This is a genomic window from Streptomyces sp. NPDC093600, assembly GCF_044764755.1.
GTDB lineage: Bacteria > Actinomycetota > Actinomycetes > Streptomycetales > Streptomycetaceae > Streptomyces.
This window is the reverse complement of record NZ_JBIWIU010000001.1, coordinates 869,518-888,161: the sequence shown is the minus strand read 5'-3', so window position 1 is coordinate 888,161 and position 18,644 is coordinate 869,518. Positions and strand designations below refer to the sequence as shown.

19 protein-coding genes are annotated in these 18,644 nt (G+C 72.1%); 9 read left to right on the top strand and 10 right to left on the bottom strand.

What is annotated here, in order from left to right; all coding sequences use genetic code 11:
• Window positions 1–3 precede the first annotated feature (3 nt).
• The 3 genes from ACIRB4_RS04375 to ACIRB4_RS04365 form a co-directional block, all read right to left on the bottom strand.
• The gene (locus ACIRB4_RS04375) at window positions 4–1,638 is read right to left on the bottom strand and encodes a DUF3492 domain-containing protein (protein WP_403288343.1); all 1,635 of its coding nucleotides are present in this window, start codon (window positions 1,636–1,638) and stop codon (window positions 4–6) included.
• A 225-nt stretch (window positions 1,639–1,863) separates the two neighbouring features.
• Complete coding sequence (locus ACIRB4_RS04370; protein WP_403288342.1) at window positions 1,864–3,324, bottom strand: DUF3152 domain-containing protein; 1,461 nt, start codon at window positions 3,322–3,324, stop codon at window positions 1,864–1,866.
• A gap of 8 nt (window positions 3,325–3,332) precedes the next feature.
• Window positions 3,333–4,376, bottom strand: coding sequence for an alpha/beta fold hydrolase (locus ACIRB4_RS04365; RefSeq protein ID WP_403288341.1), 1,044 nt, complete (start codon window positions 4,374–4,376; stop codon window positions 3,333–3,335).
• 136 nt (window positions 4,377–4,512) lie between these two features.
• Between ACIRB4_RS04365 and ACIRB4_RS04360 the strand changes: the two genes are divergently transcribed.
• From ACIRB4_RS04360 to ACIRB4_RS04345, 4 genes are all read left to right on the top strand, one after another.
• Window positions 4,513–4,728, top strand: a complete 216-nt coding sequence (locus ACIRB4_RS04360) for a hypothetical protein (protein ID WP_403288340.1) — start codon at window positions 4,513–4,515, stop codon at window positions 4,726–4,728.
• Window positions 4,729–4,875: 147 nt separating this feature from the next.
• Window positions 4,876–5,535 (top strand): TetR/AcrR family transcriptional regulator, encoded by a 660-nt coding sequence (locus tag ACIRB4_RS04355; protein WP_356897296.1) that lies wholly within the window; start codon window positions 4,876–4,878, stop codon window positions 5,533–5,535.
• 147 nt (window positions 5,536–5,682) lie between these two features.
• On the top strand, window positions 5,683–5,910 hold the full coding sequence (locus tag ACIRB4_RS04350; RefSeq protein ID WP_365714460.1) for a DUF3107 domain-containing protein: 228 nt from the start codon (window positions 5,683–5,685) through the stop codon (window positions 5,908–5,910).
• Window positions 5,911–6,170: 260 nt separating this feature from the next.
• Window positions 6,171–6,440: a hypothetical protein gene (locus ACIRB4_RS04345; protein WP_403288339.1), complete on the top strand. Its 270-nt coding sequence runs from the start codon at window positions 6,171–6,173 to the stop codon at window positions 6,438–6,440.
• A 48-nt stretch (window positions 6,441–6,488) separates the two neighbouring features.
• Here ACIRB4_RS04345 and ACIRB4_RS04340 read toward each other — a convergent pair whose 3' ends face one another.
• Window positions 6,489–7,223: a ferritin-like fold-containing protein gene (locus ACIRB4_RS04340; protein WP_403288338.1), complete on the bottom strand. Its 735-nt coding sequence runs from the start codon at window positions 7,221–7,223 to the stop codon at window positions 6,489–6,491.
• A 337-nt stretch (window positions 7,224–7,560) separates the two neighbouring features.
• On the opposite strand from ACIRB4_RS04340, the gene ACIRB4_RS04335 reads away from it, so the two are divergent.
• Window positions 7,561–9,792 (top strand): DEAD/DEAH box helicase, encoded by a 2,232-nt coding sequence (locus ACIRB4_RS04335; protein WP_403288337.1) that lies wholly within the window; start codon window positions 7,561–7,563, stop codon window positions 9,790–9,792.
• 80 nt (window positions 9,793–9,872) lie between these two features.
• Here the strand turns inward: ACIRB4_RS04335 and ACIRB4_RS04330 are convergent, their stop codons facing one another.
• Window positions 9,873–10,886, bottom strand: coding sequence for an endonuclease/exonuclease/phosphatase family protein (locus ACIRB4_RS04330; RefSeq protein WP_403288336.1), 1,014 nt, complete (start codon window positions 10,884–10,886; stop codon window positions 9,873–9,875).
• A 78-nt stretch (window positions 10,887–10,964) separates the two neighbouring features.
• Here ACIRB4_RS04330 and ACIRB4_RS04325 point away from each other — a divergent pair, with 78 nt between their 5' ends.
• Window positions 10,965–11,825 carry an alpha/beta fold hydrolase gene (locus tag ACIRB4_RS04325; protein WP_403288334.1) on the top strand — a complete coding sequence of 287 codons (861 nt, stop codon included), beginning with the start codon at window positions 10,965–10,967 and terminating at the stop codon, window positions 11,823–11,825.
• Window positions 11,826–11,844: 19 nt separating this feature from the next.
• Here ACIRB4_RS04325 and ACIRB4_RS04320 read toward each other — a convergent pair whose 3' ends face one another.
• On the bottom strand, window positions 11,845–12,771 hold the full coding sequence (locus tag ACIRB4_RS04320) for an NYN domain-containing protein (protein WP_403288333.1): 927 nt from the start codon (window positions 12,769–12,771) through the stop codon (window positions 11,845–11,847).
• A gap of 177 nt (window positions 12,772–12,948) precedes the next feature.
• Between ACIRB4_RS04320 and ACIRB4_RS04315 the strand changes: the two genes are divergently transcribed.
• Window positions 12,949–13,101, top strand: a complete 153-nt coding sequence (locus ACIRB4_RS04315) for a hypothetical protein (RefSeq protein WP_086024648.1) — start codon at window positions 12,949–12,951, stop codon at window positions 13,099–13,101.
• Between the two features lie 133 nt (window positions 13,102–13,234).
• On the opposite strand, the gene ACIRB4_RS04310 is transcribed toward ACIRB4_RS04315, so the two are convergent.
• The 4 genes from ACIRB4_RS04310 to ACIRB4_RS04295 form a co-directional block, all read right to left on the bottom strand.
• Entirely contained in the window at window positions 13,235–13,840 is a 606-nt protein-coding gene (locus ACIRB4_RS04310) for a MarC family protein (RefSeq protein ID WP_356896601.1), read from the bottom strand.
• Between the two features lie 340 nt (window positions 13,841–14,180).
• A complete protein-coding gene (locus tag ACIRB4_RS04305; protein ID WP_403288332.1) occupies window positions 14,181–15,041 on the bottom strand; it encodes a PHP domain-containing protein in 861 nt (286 codons plus the stop codon).
• A gap of 156 nt (window positions 15,042–15,197) precedes the next feature.
• Window positions 15,198–15,836, bottom strand: a complete 639-nt coding sequence (locus ACIRB4_RS04300; RefSeq protein WP_403288330.1) for a DUF6758 family protein — start codon at window positions 15,834–15,836, stop codon at window positions 15,198–15,200.
• A gap of 120 nt (window positions 15,837–15,956) precedes the next feature.
• A complete protein-coding gene (locus ACIRB4_RS04295; protein WP_403288329.1) occupies window positions 15,957–16,541 on the bottom strand; it encodes a suppressor of fused domain protein in 585 nt (194 codons plus the stop codon).
• Between the two features lie 424 nt (window positions 16,542–16,965).
• Here ACIRB4_RS04295 and ACIRB4_RS04290 point away from each other — a divergent pair, with 424 nt between their 5' ends.
• On the top strand, window positions 16,966–18,093 hold the full coding sequence (locus tag ACIRB4_RS04290) for a magnesium and cobalt transport protein CorA (protein WP_403288328.1): 1,128 nt from the start codon (window positions 16,966–16,968) through the stop codon (window positions 18,091–18,093).
• A 33-nt stretch (window positions 18,094–18,126) separates the two neighbouring features.
• On the top strand, window positions 18,127–18,636 hold the full coding sequence (locus ACIRB4_RS04285) for a hypothetical protein (protein ID WP_403288327.1): 510 nt from the start codon (window positions 18,127–18,129) through the stop codon (window positions 18,634–18,636).
• The last annotated feature ends 8 nt before the right edge of the window (window positions 18,637–18,644 follow it).

Below are 18,644 nucleotides of genomic sequence, written 5' to 3'. Positions count from 1 at the left end.
CCTTCAGGCATCGTGGTCTCCCGCGCCGGTGGTCGCGGTCACCGGCTGGTCCGCCCAGGCACCGGGGACGTACGCCTCCGCCGGGTGGCCGAAGGGAACGCCCTCGCCGGCGCGGCGGCGTACCGGCGCGTGGGAGAGGAGCTCCAGGTACATGCCGCGGAACGCCGTCAGGTTCTGCTCGACCGTGAAGAGTTCGAGGGCGCGGGCCCGCGCGGCGGCGCCCAGGCGGTAGCGGCGCTCCGGGTCGCGCAGCAGCGCGAGGCAGGCGTCGGCGAGCGCCCGCGGATTGCGCGGGGGTACGACGAGCCCTGTGCCGCCGATGACCTCCACGACCGCGCCGACGTCCGTCGAGACCGTGGCCCGGGCGCAGAACATCGCCTCGACCAGGCTGATCGGGAAGCCCTCGACGACGCTGGAGAGCACCACGACCGCGCCCGCCCCGTACGCCTCGGCGAGCGTGGGCGCCTCCGGGCCGCCGATCTCCTCGAAAGTGACCGGGTTCTCGCCGACGGCGTGCGCCCCGGTGGCCTCGTCGGGGAAGAGCTGGGCCGCGAGGGTCCTGCAGTGCGCGAGATACGCCTCGGCGCCGGCGTCCCGCACGGGGGCGGCGATGATCCGCAGCCGGGCGTCGGGCTGCGCCTTGCGGACCTCGGCGAAGGCGTGCAGCAGCGCGATCAGGTCCTTGGCGGGTTCCACCCGGCCGACCCAGACGAGGGTGGTCGGGTCGCCGCTCTCCTCGTCCTCGCCGACCTCGGCGAACCGCTCCGCCTCCATGCCGGGGTAGACCGTGCGGATCCTGGCCCGGTCGGCCCCGCACCTCTCCTGCCAGCGGCGGGCGTGGGTGTTGCCGGGGGTGAGCAGCGCGGCCTGGCGGTAGATCTCGGCGGCGAGTCGGCCCTGGAAGGCGGCGAGCAGGGCGCGTACGGGCGCGGAGAGCGGCGCGTCGGGGGCCGTGAGGTAGTGGGCGCGCAGTTGTACGCCGTACTCCGTGACCAGCAGCGGGGTGCCGAAGAAGCGTTTGGCCAACAGGCCGGGCAGGGCCGCCGAACCGCCGGAGGCGGCGTGGCAGAGGTCGACGGCGCCGAGCCCGTCGTCGTCGTACCAGTCGAGCGAGAGCGGGCGCAGGGCGCGCTCCAGCTGGTCGACGAAGGCGAGGTGGTCGGGGACGGTGGCGGCGGCCACGCCCCGGCGCACGCCGGGGGCTCGGCAGGCGGACTCGAGCGTGCGGACGGCGAGTTCGGAGCGGAGGGCGGCGTGGAGTCCGCCGCGCTCGCGGGCGAGTTCGGCGAGGCCGTAGAGCCCTTCGGCGAAGGCGTCCGTGCTCTCGTCGCCACCGTCGTGCGCGGGCTCGGCGCAGAGGCCGGTGGCGAGGGCGCGGAAGTGTCCGGCGAAGAGCCGCCGGTCGCGCCGTCCGTAGGTGTGGCGGTCGTCCTCGGGCGCCCACAGCGGCGCCGTGCGGACGCGCCGGACGTGCGGGGGCAGGTCGACCCGGCCGGCGTCCTCCTGGCGGGCGCTGCGGCTGAGGGCGTAGAGGTCGAACTCGTGCGGGGCGAGCCCGCGTACGAGCCGGTCGCACCAGAGCCCGGCATCACCCGTGGCGTACGGGTAGCCACCCTCCGTGACCAGTCCGATCCGCATGAGTGCACCCCCGATCTCCCTTGACGGCCGCCGCCTTCGGTCCGGCGACGCTTCAGCGGGAAGAACGTAAGCGGATATGCCGGTGGCGCGACGGACGGTTGTCCATCGCGCCACCGGAAGGGGTGAATGCACGTAACTTTCACACCGCGGGCGCGTTCTGTCGCGCTATGCGGTGGCGAGGTCACGCTGGGTCAGGCCGCGGAGGGCTCTGACGCCGACCGTCCGTCAGTCGCCGGGGTGCACCCAGGGATTGGGGCGGCACTTGATGCCGTCGATCTCCAGGGACTTGGTCTGCTGCTGCATCACGGGTGCGAGCGCGCCGGGCGTACGGCAGGTCACATGGCCGTACCCGAGGCGGTGGCCGACCTCGTGGTTGATGAGCATCTGACGGTAGGCCGGCATCGCCCGGTCCCCGAAGGTCTCCGCGCCCTGCGCCCAGCGGAAGGCGTTGATCATCACGCGGGAGGTGGAGGCGGAGTCGCAGGAGACGTTGTCGACGGTGGTGTCGAGACCGGACTTCGCGCACCAGGTGGCGGTGGTGCCGGGGCTGGCGAGGGTGACCACGAACTCCGGCTCTCCGCTGGAGATCCGCTCGAAGGTCATCGCGCCCTTTCCGGCCCAGCTCCGCTCGTCGTTGAGGGTGGTCTGCACGGCCCGCGCGAAGAGCTTGGCGTCGAGCGCGAGCCCCTTCTCGACATCGACCCGGTAGCGGACCTTGCGCCCCTTGCCGGGTGCCTTGTCGAAGCCGGGGACGGCCTCGAAGTCGCCCGATCCCCGGAGGCGCGGGTCGATGGGGAACTGACGGGCCATCAACTGCTCGTACGTCGGCGGCGCGGTCGGCGGAGCCTGTTCGCGCGGCACGGGTTTGGTGGGGGTCAGGCGGTCGTCGGAGCGCGAGGCGGTGCCGTCGGCGGCCCGGCCGGCGGGGTCCCCGGCCGCTCGGGCGAGGGGGTTGCGGGACTTGCCTTCGGCGACCTGACCGGCCACGACGAGGGCGAGGACGGTGGTGACGGCGGCGGCCGCGATACCGGTCAGGGTGCGTCCCAGACCGCCGCTCCTGGCGGGCCGCGGCTCCTCCTCGGGGCGCGGTCCGGGCCGGTCGTCGGTGGGCGCGTCGTCGGGAGCCGCCACCGGGGGCGCGGCGGGGGCCTCCCGCCGGGGGCCGGGGATGAACGGCGCCTGCGAGCCCGTCGGCCGGGGCGCGGTACGGGGCGTGTCCTGCCGGTCGCCGTGCCGCTCGGCCCGGGAGGTCCCGTCGACGCGGTCGGGATGCCCTCCCCGTACGGGCGAATCGGCGGGGGCGGCGTACCCCGGGGTGCCGTGCGCCGGCGTGTCCCACGCGCCCTGCCCGTAGGCGGTCGCCGTCCGGCCGTCCGTCTGCCGCTGAGGCGAGCGTCCGTGCCGGCCGCGCCCGTACGCCTCTTGTGCGCGCGCCTCTTGTGCGCGCGCCTCTTGTGCGCGCGCCTCTTGTCCGTACGTCTCTTGTCCGTACGTCTCGCGACCGTACGCGTCTTGCCCGTACGCGTCCTGCCCGTACGCGTCCTGCCCGTACGCGTCTTGCCCGTACGTCTCCTGGCCGGGCGCCCGCCTTCGGCGTCCCGTCCCCGCCCCGGGCCCCGCGGTCTCCTGCCGGCCCGTTTCGGCGGCGGGAGAGGGCGCGGGGCCCCTCCGACTATGTCGTCCCACGCCCCGGATCAGCTCCCGCCGCTGTCGTCTGTGCCGGCTTCTTCGTCTGCTTGGCCTGCTGCGTCTGCTTCGCCTGCCGCGTCTGCTTCGTTCTCTCGGTTGTCCTCGATGAGCTCCCGTACGGCCTGGGCGACCGTTTCGGGGTATTCCATCATCGCCACATGCCCGGCGTCCGGGAGGGTCAGGAGCCGCGAGCCGCGGAACGCCATGGCCGCCTTGCGCGCCATCCGGAACGAGACGAGCTGGTCACGGCCGCCGTAGACGAGCAGCGTCGGGGCGAGCACCCGCTCCGCCTGCCGCCACAGTCCGTGCTGGCCGCCGAGGGTGTACGCGTCGACGATGCCGCGAGAGGAGCGTGCCATGGCGTCCCAGAAGTACGGCAGCTCCAGGCGCCGTTCCATCTCCTCCACCGCGTGCTGGACGCCCTCGTCGGTGACCCGGCCGGGGTCTCCGTAACAGAGGGCCATGACACTGCGGACCCGCTGCTCCGGTGTCCAGTCCCGGGTCAGCCGGGAGAAGAGGGAGGCGACGCCCGGCAGGGCGAGGAACGCGGTCGGCCAGGCGTTGCGCTGGGCGCGCAGCTCGGGCAGGGCCGGGGAGATCAGGGTCAGGGTGCGCACGAGGTCGGGCCGGACGGCGGCGACCCGGGTGGCGACGGAGCCGCCGAGGGAGTTGCCGATGAGGTGGACCGGGCCGCGGCCGCGCGCGTCGAGCAGGCGGATGACGGCGCGGGCGTGCGCGGTGACCGAGTAGTTGCCGTCGTCGGGCGGCGGGGAGTCACCGAAGCCCGGAAGGTCGACCGCCTCGCCCTCGACGTGGTCCGCGAGCAGCGGCATCAGGGCCGACCAGTTCAGGGACGAACCGCCGAGGCCGTGGACGTAGAGCGCGGGCGCGAGGCCGGGGCGGTTGCCCGGGCGGGCGCGCACGGTGAGCGTGAGGCCGGGGAGCGCGACGGAGCGCAGCTCCTCTCCGTCGGCCACCCGCACGGTGCGGTTCCGCGACGCGGGCGGTGCGGCGGCAATCCGGGTCTCCGGCAGGTCGGTCGACGACATGGCCGCAATATTACGAGACGATCACGCGGTGGCGTGTGTGTGGGGTGTCACAGGATCGGGTGCGCCGAGCGGAGTGTGCTTCTAGTCTCGAAGGACAGGGTCATCGGAGAGGAACCGCGCGCCGGAGAGGAACCGTATGACTGTCGATCCGAACGAGCCGGACACTTTCGCGGAGGAAGAGGCCGTCGTGCTGGACGAGGAAACCCCCGAGGCCGACGCGGCCGAGCAGCACACCGAACTGCAGCAGCGTGAGGACGAGCCGCCCACACACCTGGAACAGGAGTCGGCGAACGAGGCCGACGCCTCCGAACAGGCACGCGTGGTCACGCTGGATGAAGACGACTACCGCTGATTTGTTCTGTTTAACGTTGAATTGCCGATCGCTCCGGGCGTCCGGTCCGTGAAATTCTCCGTCCGCACCGCGCACAGCCGGGTTACCCAAAAGTACGATGGCGGGCGCGGCGCCTGAGCGCGCATGGATCGATTTTTGGGAGGCGGCGTGACAGCCATCGAGCAGACAGAGGCAGCACGCCCTCGGGGCACGCGCCTGCCGCGCCGAGCCCGACGGAACCAGCTCCTGGGGGCAGCCCAGGAGGTGTTCGTCGCACAGGGCTACCACTCCGCCGCGATGGACGACATCGCCGAGCGGGCGGGTGTCAGCAAGCCGGTGCTGTACCAGCACTTCCCCGGCAAGCTGGAGCTCTACCTCGCCCTTCTCGACCAGCACTGCGAGGCGCTCCTCCAGGCCGTGCGCACCGCTCTCGCGTCCACCACGGACAACAAGCTCCGGGTGGCGGCGACGATGGACGCGTACTTCGCGTACGTCGAGGACGAGGGCGGCGCGTTCCGGCTCGTCTTCGAGTCGGACCTGACCAACGAACCGGCCGTGCGCGAGCGCGTGGACCGGGTCAGCCTGCAGTGCGCGGAGGCCATCTCCGACGTCATCGCGGAGGACACCGGTCTGTCCAAGGACGAGTCGATGCTGCTGGCCGTGGGCCTCGGCGGGGTCTCGCAGGTCGTCGCGCGCTACTGGCTCTCCAGCGAGTCCGCGATCCCGCGCGACAAGGCGGTGGCACTGCTGACCTCCCTGGCCTGGCGCGGTATCGCCGGGTTCCCGCTGCACCCGGCGGACGGTCAGCTGAGCGCCGAGGGTCACTGACGCTCCGGTCCGGGCCTCGCCTCCGGGGCGCCGCTGTTCGCTCCTGGCGTTGAGCGGCTGCGCCGTGGGTGTCCCCTCACCGGGCTAATGTGTGCAGCGTACGGCGCGGGGAAACGCGCAACGCTGACCGTTCGGAGGGACATAGCCGTGGAGGTCAAGATCGGCGTGCAGCACGCACCCCGGGAGATCGTTCTGGAGAGCGGGCAGTCCGCCGAGGAGGTCGAGCGCGCCGTGGCCGACGCGCTGGCCGGCAAGGCGCAGCTGCTCAGCCTCACGGACGAGAAGGGCCGCAGGGTCCTGATCCCGGCCGAGAAGATCGCGTACGTGGAGATCGGCGAGCCGGCGGTGCGCCGGGTGGGCTTCGGCGCGCTCTGAGACGTACGTCCATACGACGAAAGGCCCGGCGGACCTGGTCCGCCGGGCCTTTCGTCTGCCGTGCCGCGTCTCGGGAGGTACCGCGTGCCCCCGTCTCGCCGGGCTCCGGCGTGCCCCGTCTGCAGGGTTTCGGCGTGTCCTGTTGCGTGTGGGCCGAATGCGCTGGTGAGGGGGGCGAGGGAGGGTTGTTTTCCGCGCGGCCCGGGTAGGACCGCCTACGACCGAATTGCCCGGCCACGCTCCGCACGCGAGGTGATCCCGTGTTCCTGGAAGCCCTCGGCTCCGCTCTGCTCGGACTCGCCCTGGCCTGGGCCGCCGTGCACCGGCTGCCCGACCGCCTCCCCGCACGTGGGGTCGTCCTCACCACGGGCTCGCTCGGCGCCGTGTTCGGCGCCCTCGTCACCCACGGGGCGCTGGGGCCCGGCCATGTCCTGGCCACGCTGATCGGCGCGCTCGCCGTCTCGGCCGTGCTGCTCTCGCTGCTGATCCGTCCGGCATCGCGCCGGCTGCGCCGATCAGCGGCGGCGTGAGCAGCGCCGTACCAGGCACCGCCCCCGCCCCCGCCTCCGGGCGGTCGGCTACGCGGCCAGGCCGAGGGCCGCCATGCGCTTGGTGTGGGCTTCGGTGATACGGGAGAACATCCGGCCGACCTCCGCCAGGTCGAAGCCGTCGGCCACGCCGCCGACCAGCATCGTCGACAGGGCGTCGCGCTCGGCGACCACCCGCTGGGCCTGGGAGAGCGCCTCGCCCATCAGCCGGCGCGCCCACAGCGCGAGCCGTCCGCCGACCCGCGGGTCGGCGTCGATCGCGGCACGGACCTTCTCCACGGCGAAGTTGCCGTGACCCGTGTCGTCGAGCACGGAGAGCACCAGCCGACGCGTGTCGGAGTCCAGCCGGGCCGCCACCTCGCGGTAGAAGTCACTGGCGATCGAGTCGCCGACGTACGCCTTGACCAGACCCTCCAGCCAGTCGGACGGTGCGGTCTGGCGGTGGAAGTCGTCGAGCGCCTTGGCGAACGGCTCCATCGCGGCCGTCGGCTCGGCGTCCACGGCGGTGAGGCGGTCGCGCAGCTGCTCGAAGTGGTGGAACTCGGCGGTGGCCATCTTCGCCAGCTCGGCCTTGTCGGCGAGGGTGGGCGCCAGCTTGGCATCCTCGGCGAGCCGCTCGAACGCCGCCAGTTCGCCGTAGGCGAGGGCGCCCAGAAGGTCGACGACCGCGGCGCGGTACTGCGGCTCTGCGGATGCCGTGGCCCAGTCCTGGGCGGCGATCCCGGTGGTTTCCTCGGCCGGTGTGGCGTTGTCAGGCGTCTCCATGAAGCGCACAATAGCCCGCTCGCCGGGACGAGGAAGGCCCTGGTCAGTCACTGTGACCGCGCCCTCATTACGAATTCTCCCAACACACCTGCGCGATTCCGGGGTACAGTGATAAAGCGCCTGCTGAGTATGCGGACATGCTTTCGCACGTTCGGACGTACCCGGTGGGCCATCTCATGAATGAGGATGCCCGGTCGGTGGCCCGACTGGCTCCGACCCGACAGCCCTCCCCGCGCACCGCGGAAGGGTCCCTCAGCGGCATGACGCTCGAGCGACGGCAGTGGTCCCGCGCCACCCCGGTTGTGGTCTTCACGATCCAGGATCGATCCGATCCGGGATGTGTCCGATCCGGCCGGAAGCGAATCTGGCACGGTACGACCCCCTTCGTTCGCCTCATGCCGCGTCTCACAGAAGAGGCAGCACCCTGACTACGACTTTCCGAGAGCTCGGGATCCTTCCCGAGACGGCCGAGGCGCTCGAAGCCGTCGGCATCGTCACCGCGTTCCCCATCCAGGAGATGACCCTTCCGGTCGCACTCTCCGGCAGCGACGTCATCGGCCAGGCCAAGACCGGCACCGGCAAGACGCTCGGCTTCGGTCTGCCCCTCCTGGATCGCGTCACCGTCCCCGCGGACGTCGAGGCCGGCCGGGCGCAGCCCGAGCAGCTGACCGACGCCCCGCAGGCCCTGGTGGTCGTGCCCACCCGTGAGCTGTGCACGCAGGTCACCAACGACCTGCTGACCGCCGGCAAGGTCCGTAACGTCCGCGTGCTCGCCATCTACGGCGGCCGGGCCTACGAGCCGCAGGTCGAGGCCCTGAAGAAGGGCGTCGACGTGATCGTCGGCACCCCGGGCCGACTGCTCGACCTGGCCGGGCAGCGCAAGCTCGACCTGTCCCACGTCAAGGCGCTGGTCCTGGACGAGGCGGACGAGATGCTCGACCTGGGCTTCCTGCCCGACGTCGAGAAGATCATCAACATGCTTCCGGCGAAGCGTCAGACCATGCTGTTCTCGGCGACCATGCCGGGCGCGGTCATCGGTCTGGCCCGTCGCTACATGTCGCAGCCCACGCACATCAACGCCACCTCGCCGGACGACGAGGGCGCGACCGTGCGCAACACCACCCAGCGCGTCTACCGCGCGCACTCCATGGACAAGCCGGAGATGGTCTCCCGCATCCTGCAGGCCAACGGCCGCGGGCTCGCGATGATCTTCTGCCGTACGAAGCGGACGGCGGCCGACATCGCCGACCAGCTCGCCCAGCGCGGCTTCGCCTCGGGCGCGGTCCACGGAGACCTCGGCCAGGGCGCGCGCGAGCAGGCCCTGCGCGCGTTCCGCAACGGCAAGGTGGACGTGCTCGTCTGCACCGACGTCGCCGCGCGCGGAATCGACGTCGACGGCGTCACGCACGTCATCAACTACCAGTCGCCCGAGGACGAGAAGACCTACCTCCACCGCATCGGCCGCACCGGCCGCGCGGGGGCGAAGGGCATCGCCGTCACCCTCGTCGACTGGGACGACATCCCGCGCTGGCAGCTGATCAACAAGACGCTGGACCTGGGCTTCCCGGACCCGCCGGAGACGTACTCCACCTCCCCGCACCTCTTCGAGGAGCTGGACATCCCGGCCGGCACCAAGGGTGTCCTGCCGCGCGCCGACCGGACCCGTGCGGGTCTGGGCGCGGAGGAGCTGGAGGACCTGGGCGAGCCCGGTGGCCGCGGCAGGAAGAAGGCGGCCCCGGCCGCCGCCCCCGCCGAGGAGCGCCCGGCCCGTACGCGCACGCCGCGTCAGCGTCGTCGCACGCGCGGCGGAGCCGTGCTCGAGGAGACGGCCGCTGTCGCCACCCCGGCGGCGGAGGCCCCCTCGGCCGCCGCCGACGCCCCGGCCGAGCCGCGCACCCCGCGCCGCCGTCGCCGCACCCGTACGGGCGCCGTGCCGACCGCGCAGGCCGTGGCGGAGGCCCCCTCGGCCCCCGCCGCTTCGGTGGCCACGGCCGCTCCGGTGGCTCCCGTGGTCGAGGAGGCGCCCAAGCCGCGTCGTCGTCGCACCCGGATCGCCAGGCCCGAGGCCGAGACGGTGACCTTCCAGACCGTGGAGACGGCCGCGGCCGCCGCTGCCGCCGCCGCTGCGGCCACCCCGGTGGCCGAGCCGGTCGAGCCGGTCGAGGAGCCGAAGAAGGCTCCCCGCCGTCGCACGGCGAAGAAGGCCGTCGCCGAGGTCACGGCGGAGACCGCCGAGTCGGCCCCCGTGGCCGTCGAGGCCGTCGAGGAGGCCCCCAAGGCCCCTCGTCGCCGCGTGACGAAGAAGGCCGCCGCGCCGGCCGAGACCGCTGCGGTCGCCGAGGTGGCCGAGACGGTCGAGGAGGCCCCCAAGGCTCCCCGTCGCCGTGCGGCCAAGAAGGCCGTCGTCGCCGAGGCCCCCGACGCCTCGGAGCCGAAGACCGCCCCGCGCCGCCGTACGACCAAGAAGGCCACCGCCCCGGCGGAGGCCACCGAGGCGACGGCCGAGGCCCCGAAGGCCCCGCGCCGCCGCACGACGAAGAAGGCCGCGGCCGCCCAGCCCGAGAGCTGACGGCTTCGCCCGTACCGCGACGCTGCGGCCCGGTCCCTCCCCAGGGACCGGGCCGCAGCGTCGTTCTCGTACAGAAGCGGTCAGCCGATGAGCAGCGGCACCGTTCCGACGACGACCCGGTGATCCGAGCACGCGGTCGGGTCCGTGGCGCCCTCCGGCGGGTTGGCGACGGTGCAGCCGGTGGCGATGGCCAGCGAGTCCGCGCTGTAGGGCCCGGCGACGCGGCTCTCGCGGGCGAAGATGTGGTCGATCTTCGCCTTACCGCCGCACGGCGGGGTCGCCCCGGGGGTGCCGTCGGCCGTCCACTCGCCGTAGCCCGGGCAGTACGTGGCGTCCGCGTCGTCGAGCTCTCGGTGGGCGCCCGTGTTGTTCGGGTTGTTCACGGTGTCCGCGGACGGTGCGTAGTACCCGTTGAGCCGGCCGTAGTGCGGCTGCGCGTTGAAGTCGCCCGCGACGAGGTAGGTCTCGCCCGCGGTGTCGAAGCCGTCGAGGACGGCGCGGACCGCGTTGAGCTGGCGGACGTTGTCCGCGTCGGTCTGCCCCGCCTGGACGATGTTGCTCGTGGTGATGTGCACGGTGCAGAACTTCATGCGCGCCTGCGCGGCAAGCGGTGCGCAGAGCATCTTCCTGGGTTCGGCGTCCTTGAGCTCGCCGCTCGCGGTCTTCTCCACGGCCTGCGGCAGCAGGTACTGGCGCGAGGTGCCGAGCGGCTTCTTGCTGAAGAGCGCGTTGCCGAACGACGACCGGCCGTCGCAGAGGCCGGCCTTCGGGGCCAGCGTCTCGGCGAAGCGCGAGAAGTTGCCCGTGTCCTCGGGCCAGCCGGCCGCGACCAGGCCCTCCTGGATCGCCTTGTACTGGTTGAAGCAGAGTTCGTTGAACGACGCGAAGTCCGCCCCGCGGTGGCGGATGGACGAGACGGCCGCCTCGACGAAGCCGTCCGTGGTCGAGCCCCTGTGCATGACATTGCCGGCGACGTTCCAGTTCCACACCGTGTACGTCGCGGTGGTGCTCGCCGCGGTGGCCGGTGCGGCCCCCGTCAGCACCAGACCGAAGAGTGACAGGACGACCGTCAGCCGTCGTTGCCAGCGCTTCACATTCCCTCCCCTGTTCGAAAAGGATCACCCTAGCCGGGGGCCCATCCGACCGTTCCGATCTGCGGATACAGTCCTTCCATGAGCAAGCCGCGGTCCCTGGAGCTGCCGCCCCGCACCCGCTCCTACCAGCTGCTGACGGCGCGTGGCGGCTTCGCCGTGCTGGACACCGCGCCCGCCGGTGAGGTTCGCGGGACGGTGCTGCTGCTGCCCGGCTACACCGGCAGCAAGGAGGACTTCCTCGCGCTGCTGGGACCGCTGAGCGACGCCGGCTACCGCGCGGTGGCCGTGGACGGCCGAGGGCAGCACGAGACTCCGGGGCCGCGGCAGCGGTCCGCGTACAGCAGGCGGGCGCTGGCGCTGGACGCCGTCGCGCAGGCGGTGGCGCTCGGGGACGGGCCGGTGCATCTGCTCGGGCACTCGTTCGGCGGTCTGGTCGCCCGCTCGGCGGCCTGGCTGGCGCCGGAGGCGTTCCGGTCGCTCACGCTGCTCTCCTCGGGGCCCGGCCGGGTCGCCCGGCCCCAGCGCGTCCGGGTGCGGATGCTGCGGGGCGCGCTGGCGGTGCTGCCCAAGGAGCGGGTGTGGCTGGCCACGCGCTGGCTGGACAGCCGCGGTGAGGCGCCCGGCTTCACCGACCCCCCGGAGATCGTGCTGTTCCTGCGGCGCCGCTGGATGCGCACGCGGGTCATCCAACTCTCGTCGGCCGGGCGGCTGTTGCGCCGCGAGCGGGACGGTACGGCCCAGCTCGCGCGGCTCACGGTCCCGCTGCACATCGCGTACGGCGACGGCGAGATGGTCTGGTCGGTGGCCGAACTCGCGGCCGCCGCCCGCACGACCGGCGCCCATCACACGGTCGTGGTGGGCGCGGGCCACTCCCCCAACGTGTCGCACCCCCAGGAGCTGGCCGACCGGCTGACCGCGTTCTGGGAGCGCTGCGGATAGGGACAGTACCCAGCGGGGGTCAGTACTGGCCCTGGAGGTGCTGCCAGAAGCCGTCGCGCAACGCCCTGCGCAGGGCGGCGTGCCCGCGCAGGGAGCGGCTGAGCAGTTTCTCCGCCTCGATCAGGAGGTCCTGGTCGACGGGCCCGGGGAGATACGGCTGCCCGGGCAGCAGTTCGGCCATCGCGTCGCGGCCCCGCTCGCCGAGCCACGCGGCGGCGATCTGCGCGCCGATGAAGCGGACCTCGTCGCGTGAGGGCGGCGGCTCGCCCTCGTTCTCGTACGTCGTGACCGGTCGGCGGGTCACGTAGGGGCGGCAGAAGTCCAGGTCGAAGGTGCGCCGGCTGTCGACCTCCCAGAGCAGCGGCTCGGCCTGGTTGCGTCCCTCGGCGGCCTCGATGCCCCAGAGGTGGACCCGGGCGCCGTAGCCCTGGGCGGCCTCCACGGCCGAGACGAGGTCCTCGTCGCCGCCGACGAGGGCGGCGTCGCTGATGGCGCGGTGGCGGGCCAGCGACTCCAGGTCGGAGCGGATGAGGGAGTCGACGCCCTTCTGCTGGTTGTTGGAGTTGAGGTTGCCGAGGCGGACCTTGACGTCGGGAAGCTCGGCGATCGACTGCTGCTCGGGCGTGTGGATGCGGCGCCGGGCGCCGTCGTACCAGTACACGCGCAGCAGCCGGCTGTCCGCGAAGATCGTGCGGGCCTTGTCGATGAAGGCCTCGATCAGGCCCTCGGCGTCGAGGTCGAAGGAGCGCCGGTCCTCGGTGCCCGCGACCAGCAACCCGGCCGCAGCATAGACGTAACCCGCGTCGACGAAGATGGCGTGGGTAGAAGGGGTCTTGGCCACTTCGGCCAGCATCCGCACGAGGAGCTCATTGGTGCGCTCCAGGCGGGCACCGAGTGCGTGGACCGACTCGTCCGGCGGCGTCTGAGGGATGTGTGCGTCGTTCATACGGGCCTCATTGTCCGCCGGTTGCCGGTCACCCGCCATTGTCCCTTACCAGTCAGTAGTTAGACATCCGAAAAATTTCCTTAGCGTAGGGAATATTTGCAGGATGCATCGCCGTTGAACCGTACGTCACCACAGTTCTCCACCCAGGAGGATCAACTCCGACGAAGGGAGAAGCCCATGCGCTTCGAAATCCTGCGACTCGACGACATCGACGGCACCCCCGTCGACCGGACCGTTGTGGACGCCGCCTCCGTCAACCGGATCGTGCAGCAGGCCGCATCGATCGGCCAGCGCATCTGGATCCGCCCGGCCGAGACCTCGGCCTCGTAATGCCGTAGGGCACTCACTCAAGCACCGCGCCCCCGCATGGACTCCGTGGAACGGAATCCGTACGGGGGCGCAGTGATGTGCGGGCGCAGTGATGTGCGGGCGCAGGGGTGTACGGGTGTACGGGGGGGTGGGCTCAGGCGCCCTGGATGACCTGGGTGACGCCGTTGATGATCTGCTGCACGGCGATGGCCGACAGCATCATGCCGGCGAGCCGGGTCACGAGCACGACGCCGCCGTCCTTGATGACGCGGATGATCAGCAGCGAGTAGCGCATGGTCAGCCAGAGCACGACGTGCATGGCGACAATCGCCGACCAGACGGAGACCTGGCCGCCGACGCCTTCGGCGTGCTGGACGGCGAGGATCACGGACACGATCGCTCCGGGCCCGGCGAGCAGCGGCATGCCGAGGGGGACGAGGGCGACGTTGACGTCCTTGGTCTGCTTGGGCTCGTCGGTCTTGCCGGTGAGCAGATCGAGCGCGATGAGCAGCAGGAGAAGCCCACCCGCGATCATCAGGGCGGGGACCGAGACATGGAGGTACGCGAGGATCTGCTGCCCCAGGATGCCGAAGACGGTGATGACACCGAAGGCGACGGCGACGGCCTGCCAGGCCATGCGGCGCTGGACCTTGGCCGGGCGTCCGGAGGTGAGGGCGAGGAAGATCGGGGTGATCCCGGGGGGATCCATGATCACAAATAGGGTCAGAAACAGCGAGCCGAAGACGGCGACGTCGAACACGGTGAGCCTTGCGTATGGGGGTGTACGAGGGGTGTGGGGCGCCTTGGGGGGCGCATGGGGGTCAAGGGGAATCGATGTCCCGCGAAGGACGGCCGGTCACGGCGGGTTCCCCGGACACTGAGCGGTTCCGCCGCCCTCGGGCCGGACCGGCCAGGGGCTGTCCGATGGACCAGGGCAGGGGCGGACCGGGCATGGGGGCTCCCTAGGCGCGCAGGGCCGAGGGGAGACGTCACAAGGCGCCGGACCTGCCAGAGCCGGTCGGGCGCTTCGGCGACCCGGCGAAGTGCCGTGCGTGCCGTGCCGGGGGTCAGGCCCCCGGCCGTAATCCGCGGGACAGGGACTACGCGGGTCCGCCCGTGCCCGGGACCGGGAAGGCTCCGGTGGCGCGGCGGGTGATCTCGCCGTAGATCTCGGGGTCGGTGGTGTACTCGCCGAGTACGCACGTCTTGCGGGTGCCGTGGTAGTCGCTGGAGCCCGTGGTGAGCAGTCCCAGTTCCTTCGCCAGCCCGCGCAACCGCGCCCGCGTCGCCTCGTCGTGGTCCATGTGGTCGACCTCGATGCCGTCGAGACCCGCCTCCGCGAGCCGGGCTATCGCGGCCTCGGGCACGACCTCGCCGCGCTTGACGGCGAGCGGGTGGGCGAAGACGGTGACGCCGCCGGCCGCCTTGACCAGGCGGATCGCGTCGAACGGGTCCAGTTCGTGCTTCTGGACGTACGCCCGACCGCCGTCGGCGAGCCACTGCGGCGTGAACGCGCCGGACACGTCCGGTACGACCCCGAGCTCGACCAGCGCCTCCGCGACGTGCGGGCGGCCGACCGAGCCGTCCCCGGCGATCCGGGCCACCTGCTCCCAGGTGACGGGGACGCCCAGGTCCTGGAGCTTGCCGACCATGGCCCGGGCGCGCGGCACCCGGTCGTCGCGGACGAGCTCCCGCTCGGCGGCCAGCTCGGGCTCGTCGGGGTCGAAGAGGTACGCCAGCATGTGCAGACCGACCCCGTCGATCCGGCACGACAGCTCGGCGCCCGTGATCAGGGTCAGGCCCTCGGGGAGCGCGGCGATCGCCTCGGCGTGTCCGCGGGTGGTGTCGTGGTCGGTGAGGGCGACGACGTCGAGCCCGGCGGCGGCCGCGTTACGGACCAGCTCGGCGGGGGTGTCCGTACCGTCCGACGCCGTGGAGTGGGTGTGCAGGTCGATGCGCACGACGCGGTACTCCGGAGGGCTCGGGGCGGACGAGGGGGACGCTTCAGCATAACGGGCGAATCGAACACCCGGGCCCGCGGGCCTTGATGGCGGCACCACGCCGACATGCGCGGACCGGACGTCCCCGCCGCTCTCCCCCGCCGCCCCGGTTCACCGCTACGCGAGCAGTCTCGGTGTCAGCGCCCCGCACGGCAGGAGCTCCACCTCCGCGCCCGCGTCCCGCAGGTCCGTAAGCACCAGCTCGTCGTACATCAGCAGTCCGGACTGCTCGGGCCAGACGATCGCCCACAGCCACAGCCCCCGCGCCTCCCCGGCGAAGACGGCGCGGTCGTGCGGGGCGCCGTTCACATGCCAGAGCGGGGTCGGACGGCCGGCGGCGAGGACCTTCGTCTGGGCCGGTTTGTCGATGGACATGCCCGGTCCGGGATCGGGCCCGTCGATCCCGGCGTACCGGGCGCCGAGGCCGACGCCGAGCTCCTCGGCGATCAGCAGCAGCTCCCCGAGTCCGCCGAGCGGCCCGGGGCCGGAGCAGGCGACCGCTGTGGCGCGTCCGCCGCTGCGGTCGTCACCGGCGTACGCGACCCCGGTGAAGAGCCAGCCGACCGGCAGGGGCCACGGCATCCACACCGGTACCTCGGCCCGGTGCACCACCACACCGAGGGCCTCGACGCTGGGCGGGATCACGGGTTGCAGCGGGTGCACGAAGCCATGCACGTCGCACTGCCAGGAGTCGGCAAAAAGTCCGGGCGCCCTGACCCGGCCACCGCACTTCGGGCAACTGGGTTCGCCCCTCATAGACCCCAACGGTCCTACCCCTTCGCGCCCGCGTCAAGGACGATCACCCGTCCGGCTCGACCGGTTCACCCGGCGTCAAGGGCGTTCACCCGTCCGGACCGGCCGGTTCACCCCCGGTCATCAGTCCAGCGGTACCGACCTGCGCAGCGGGTCGCGCAGGTCGGTGCCGTGCGTCAGCCAGCGCTCCTCCAGCGCCTTCGCCCCGTGGACCCGCTTCCAGGCGGCCTCGTTCGGCGTCATCGGCAGCAGCGGCAGAAAACGCACCGGATCCATGGGCTGGTCGAGCTCCACGTCCTCGACCAGCCCGCCCGGCTCCGCGACGAGCACCGAGCTGAACGGGGCGCCGGGCCAGAGGGGTTCACCGACGTCGAGCGAGGCGCCGGCGGCCACGACGACCCCTTCGACCTGCGGGGTGGAGGCGAGGACCGCGAGCGGGCGCAGCACCTTGTCGGTGTCGGCGACCCCTGCCCGTACCGAGAGGACCAGTTCCGCGCGCGGGCCCTTCACCGGGTCCGCGAGCGCGGCCGTGGGGTCGGCCATCGGCTGCGCGGACATGCCGAGGGTCGCGTACCGCACTATGTCTCCGTCGATGAAGCGCAGCACCTCGATACGGTCCGTCCCGAGGAACGTCACCGCGGCCCGCGCGTCCGGTTCCCCGAGCGCCGTACGCAACCTGGCCTCGACCAGAGCAAGAACTTCTCCCATGCCGCGAGCATAAAGCGCGTACGCGGCGGGCAAAGGAAGGGATTGACCCTCAGTCGGCTGATAGTCTTGGCCGCTGGTCGGGACTCCCGACTACACGTCACACGTCATCCCCCACGGGGGACCGGCCGGAGGAGGTGGGGCTGCGGTGGATCGAAGTCGATCGGGCAGTACCAACCGCTCTTCCGCCCCGCACCCGAGCCCGGTGCGTTTCTCCCGTTTCCGGTGATTCGAGGCCCGTTGCCGCGGCCCGGTCACCCGGCATCGCGCACGACGGAAGAGCACTTCGCCTTTGCCTGTCTGTAGCGAACGCCGTCACCGCGATCCCGCGGTGCCGCCCGCTTTGCGGACGTAGGACATCAGGTCCACGCCCCCATTCCGGGCTGTGCCACGCCTCGCCGGCGGCTCCGACGTGAAGGAGCAAGCCATGTCGATGATCCGTGACCTGCGCGCCGCGGTCCGCCCCTCCCTGCGGACCTCCCTGCGCAAGCCCAGCACCACCTACGCGGCGTACGACTCGACCCGCGACCCCTCGGCCTCCAGCGCCGTCGTCGACTGCGCCGTGTACCGCGACGGCCGCCGCGTGGACGACCTCACCTGTCTGACCCCGCGCGGCGCGATGCGTGAGGTGCGGGAGGGCGGGGGCTTCGCCTGGATCGGACTGCACGAGCCGACCGAGGCCGAATTCGCCGGTATCGCCGCCGAGTTCGGGCTCCACCCGCTCGCCGTCGAGGACGCCGTCCACGCCCACCAGCGGCCCAAGCTGGAGCGGTACGACGACACCCTCTTCACGGTCTTCAAGACCATCCACTACGTGGAGCACACCGAACTCACCGCCACCAGCGAGGTCGTCGAGACCGGCGAGGTGATGTGCTTCACCGGGCCCGACTTCGTCATCACCGTCCGGCACGGCGGGCAGGGCTCGTTGCGCAACCTCCGCCACCGCCTCCAGGGCGAGCCGGAGCTGCTGTGCAAGGGCCCTTCGGCCGTTCTGCACGCCATCGCCGACCATGTCGTCGACGGCTACATCGCGGTCGCCGACGCCGTCGAGCTCGACATCGACCAGATCGAGATCGATGTCTTCTCGCCGCCCGCCAAGGGCTCCACGCGGGGTGCGGACACCGGCCGGATCTATCAGCTCAAGCGTGAGGTACTGGAGTTCAAGCGGGCCGTCTCGCCGCTGCTGCGTCCGATGCAGCTGCTGAGCGAGCGCCCCATGCGGCTGGTCGACCCCGACATCCAGAAGTACTTCCGGGACGTCGCCGACCACCTCGCGCGCGTGCAGGAGCAGGTCGTCGGCTTCGACGAGCTGCTGAACTCCATCCTCCAGGCCAACCTGGCGCAGGCGACCGTCGCGCAGAACGAGGACATGCGCAAGATCACCTCCTGGGCGGCGATCGTGGCCGTCCCGACGGCGGTGTGCGGGGTGTACGGCATGAACTTCGACCACATGCCCGAGCTGCACTGGAGGTACGGCTACCCGATGGTGCTGCTCGGCATCACGGCGATCTGTTTCACCATCCACCGCACCCTGAAGCGCAACGGCTGGCTCTAGGGGAGTGTCCGAGCCTCTCGATAAGCTGCGGGCATGACGGAAACGCTGCTCGGTCCCGCCCTCGTCGAGGAGGCCACCAAGAAGTCGGGCCTCATCTGGGTCCGGGGCGAGGCCCCGGCTCCCAGGGCGCTGTGGCACGTCTGGCACGACGGTGCGGCGCACGTGGTGGGCGACGGCCCCGGCGAGCAGCCGCTCCCCGGTCTCGTGGCCGGCTCCACGGCCGAGGTGACGGTCCGCAGCAAGGACAAGGGCGGCAGGATCGTCGCCTGGACGGCGGCGGTGAGCGAGCTGGCTCCCGGCACCGAGGAGTGGGACGCGGCGGTCGCGGAGCTCAAGGGCAAGCGGCTGAACGCGCACGACGGCGAGGCGATGCCGGAGCGGTGGGCGCGCGAGTGCCGGGTGCTCAAGCTGGCTCCGCTGGACTCCACGACGGACCTGCCGGACGGGTCCCTGGCCGCCGCCCCGCTCCCGACGGAGGCGATCACGCGGCGGCCCGTGCCGGCCGGCCTCCCCCGCCTGCTGTTCAAGCGGCGCAAGCGCTGACCGGCCCG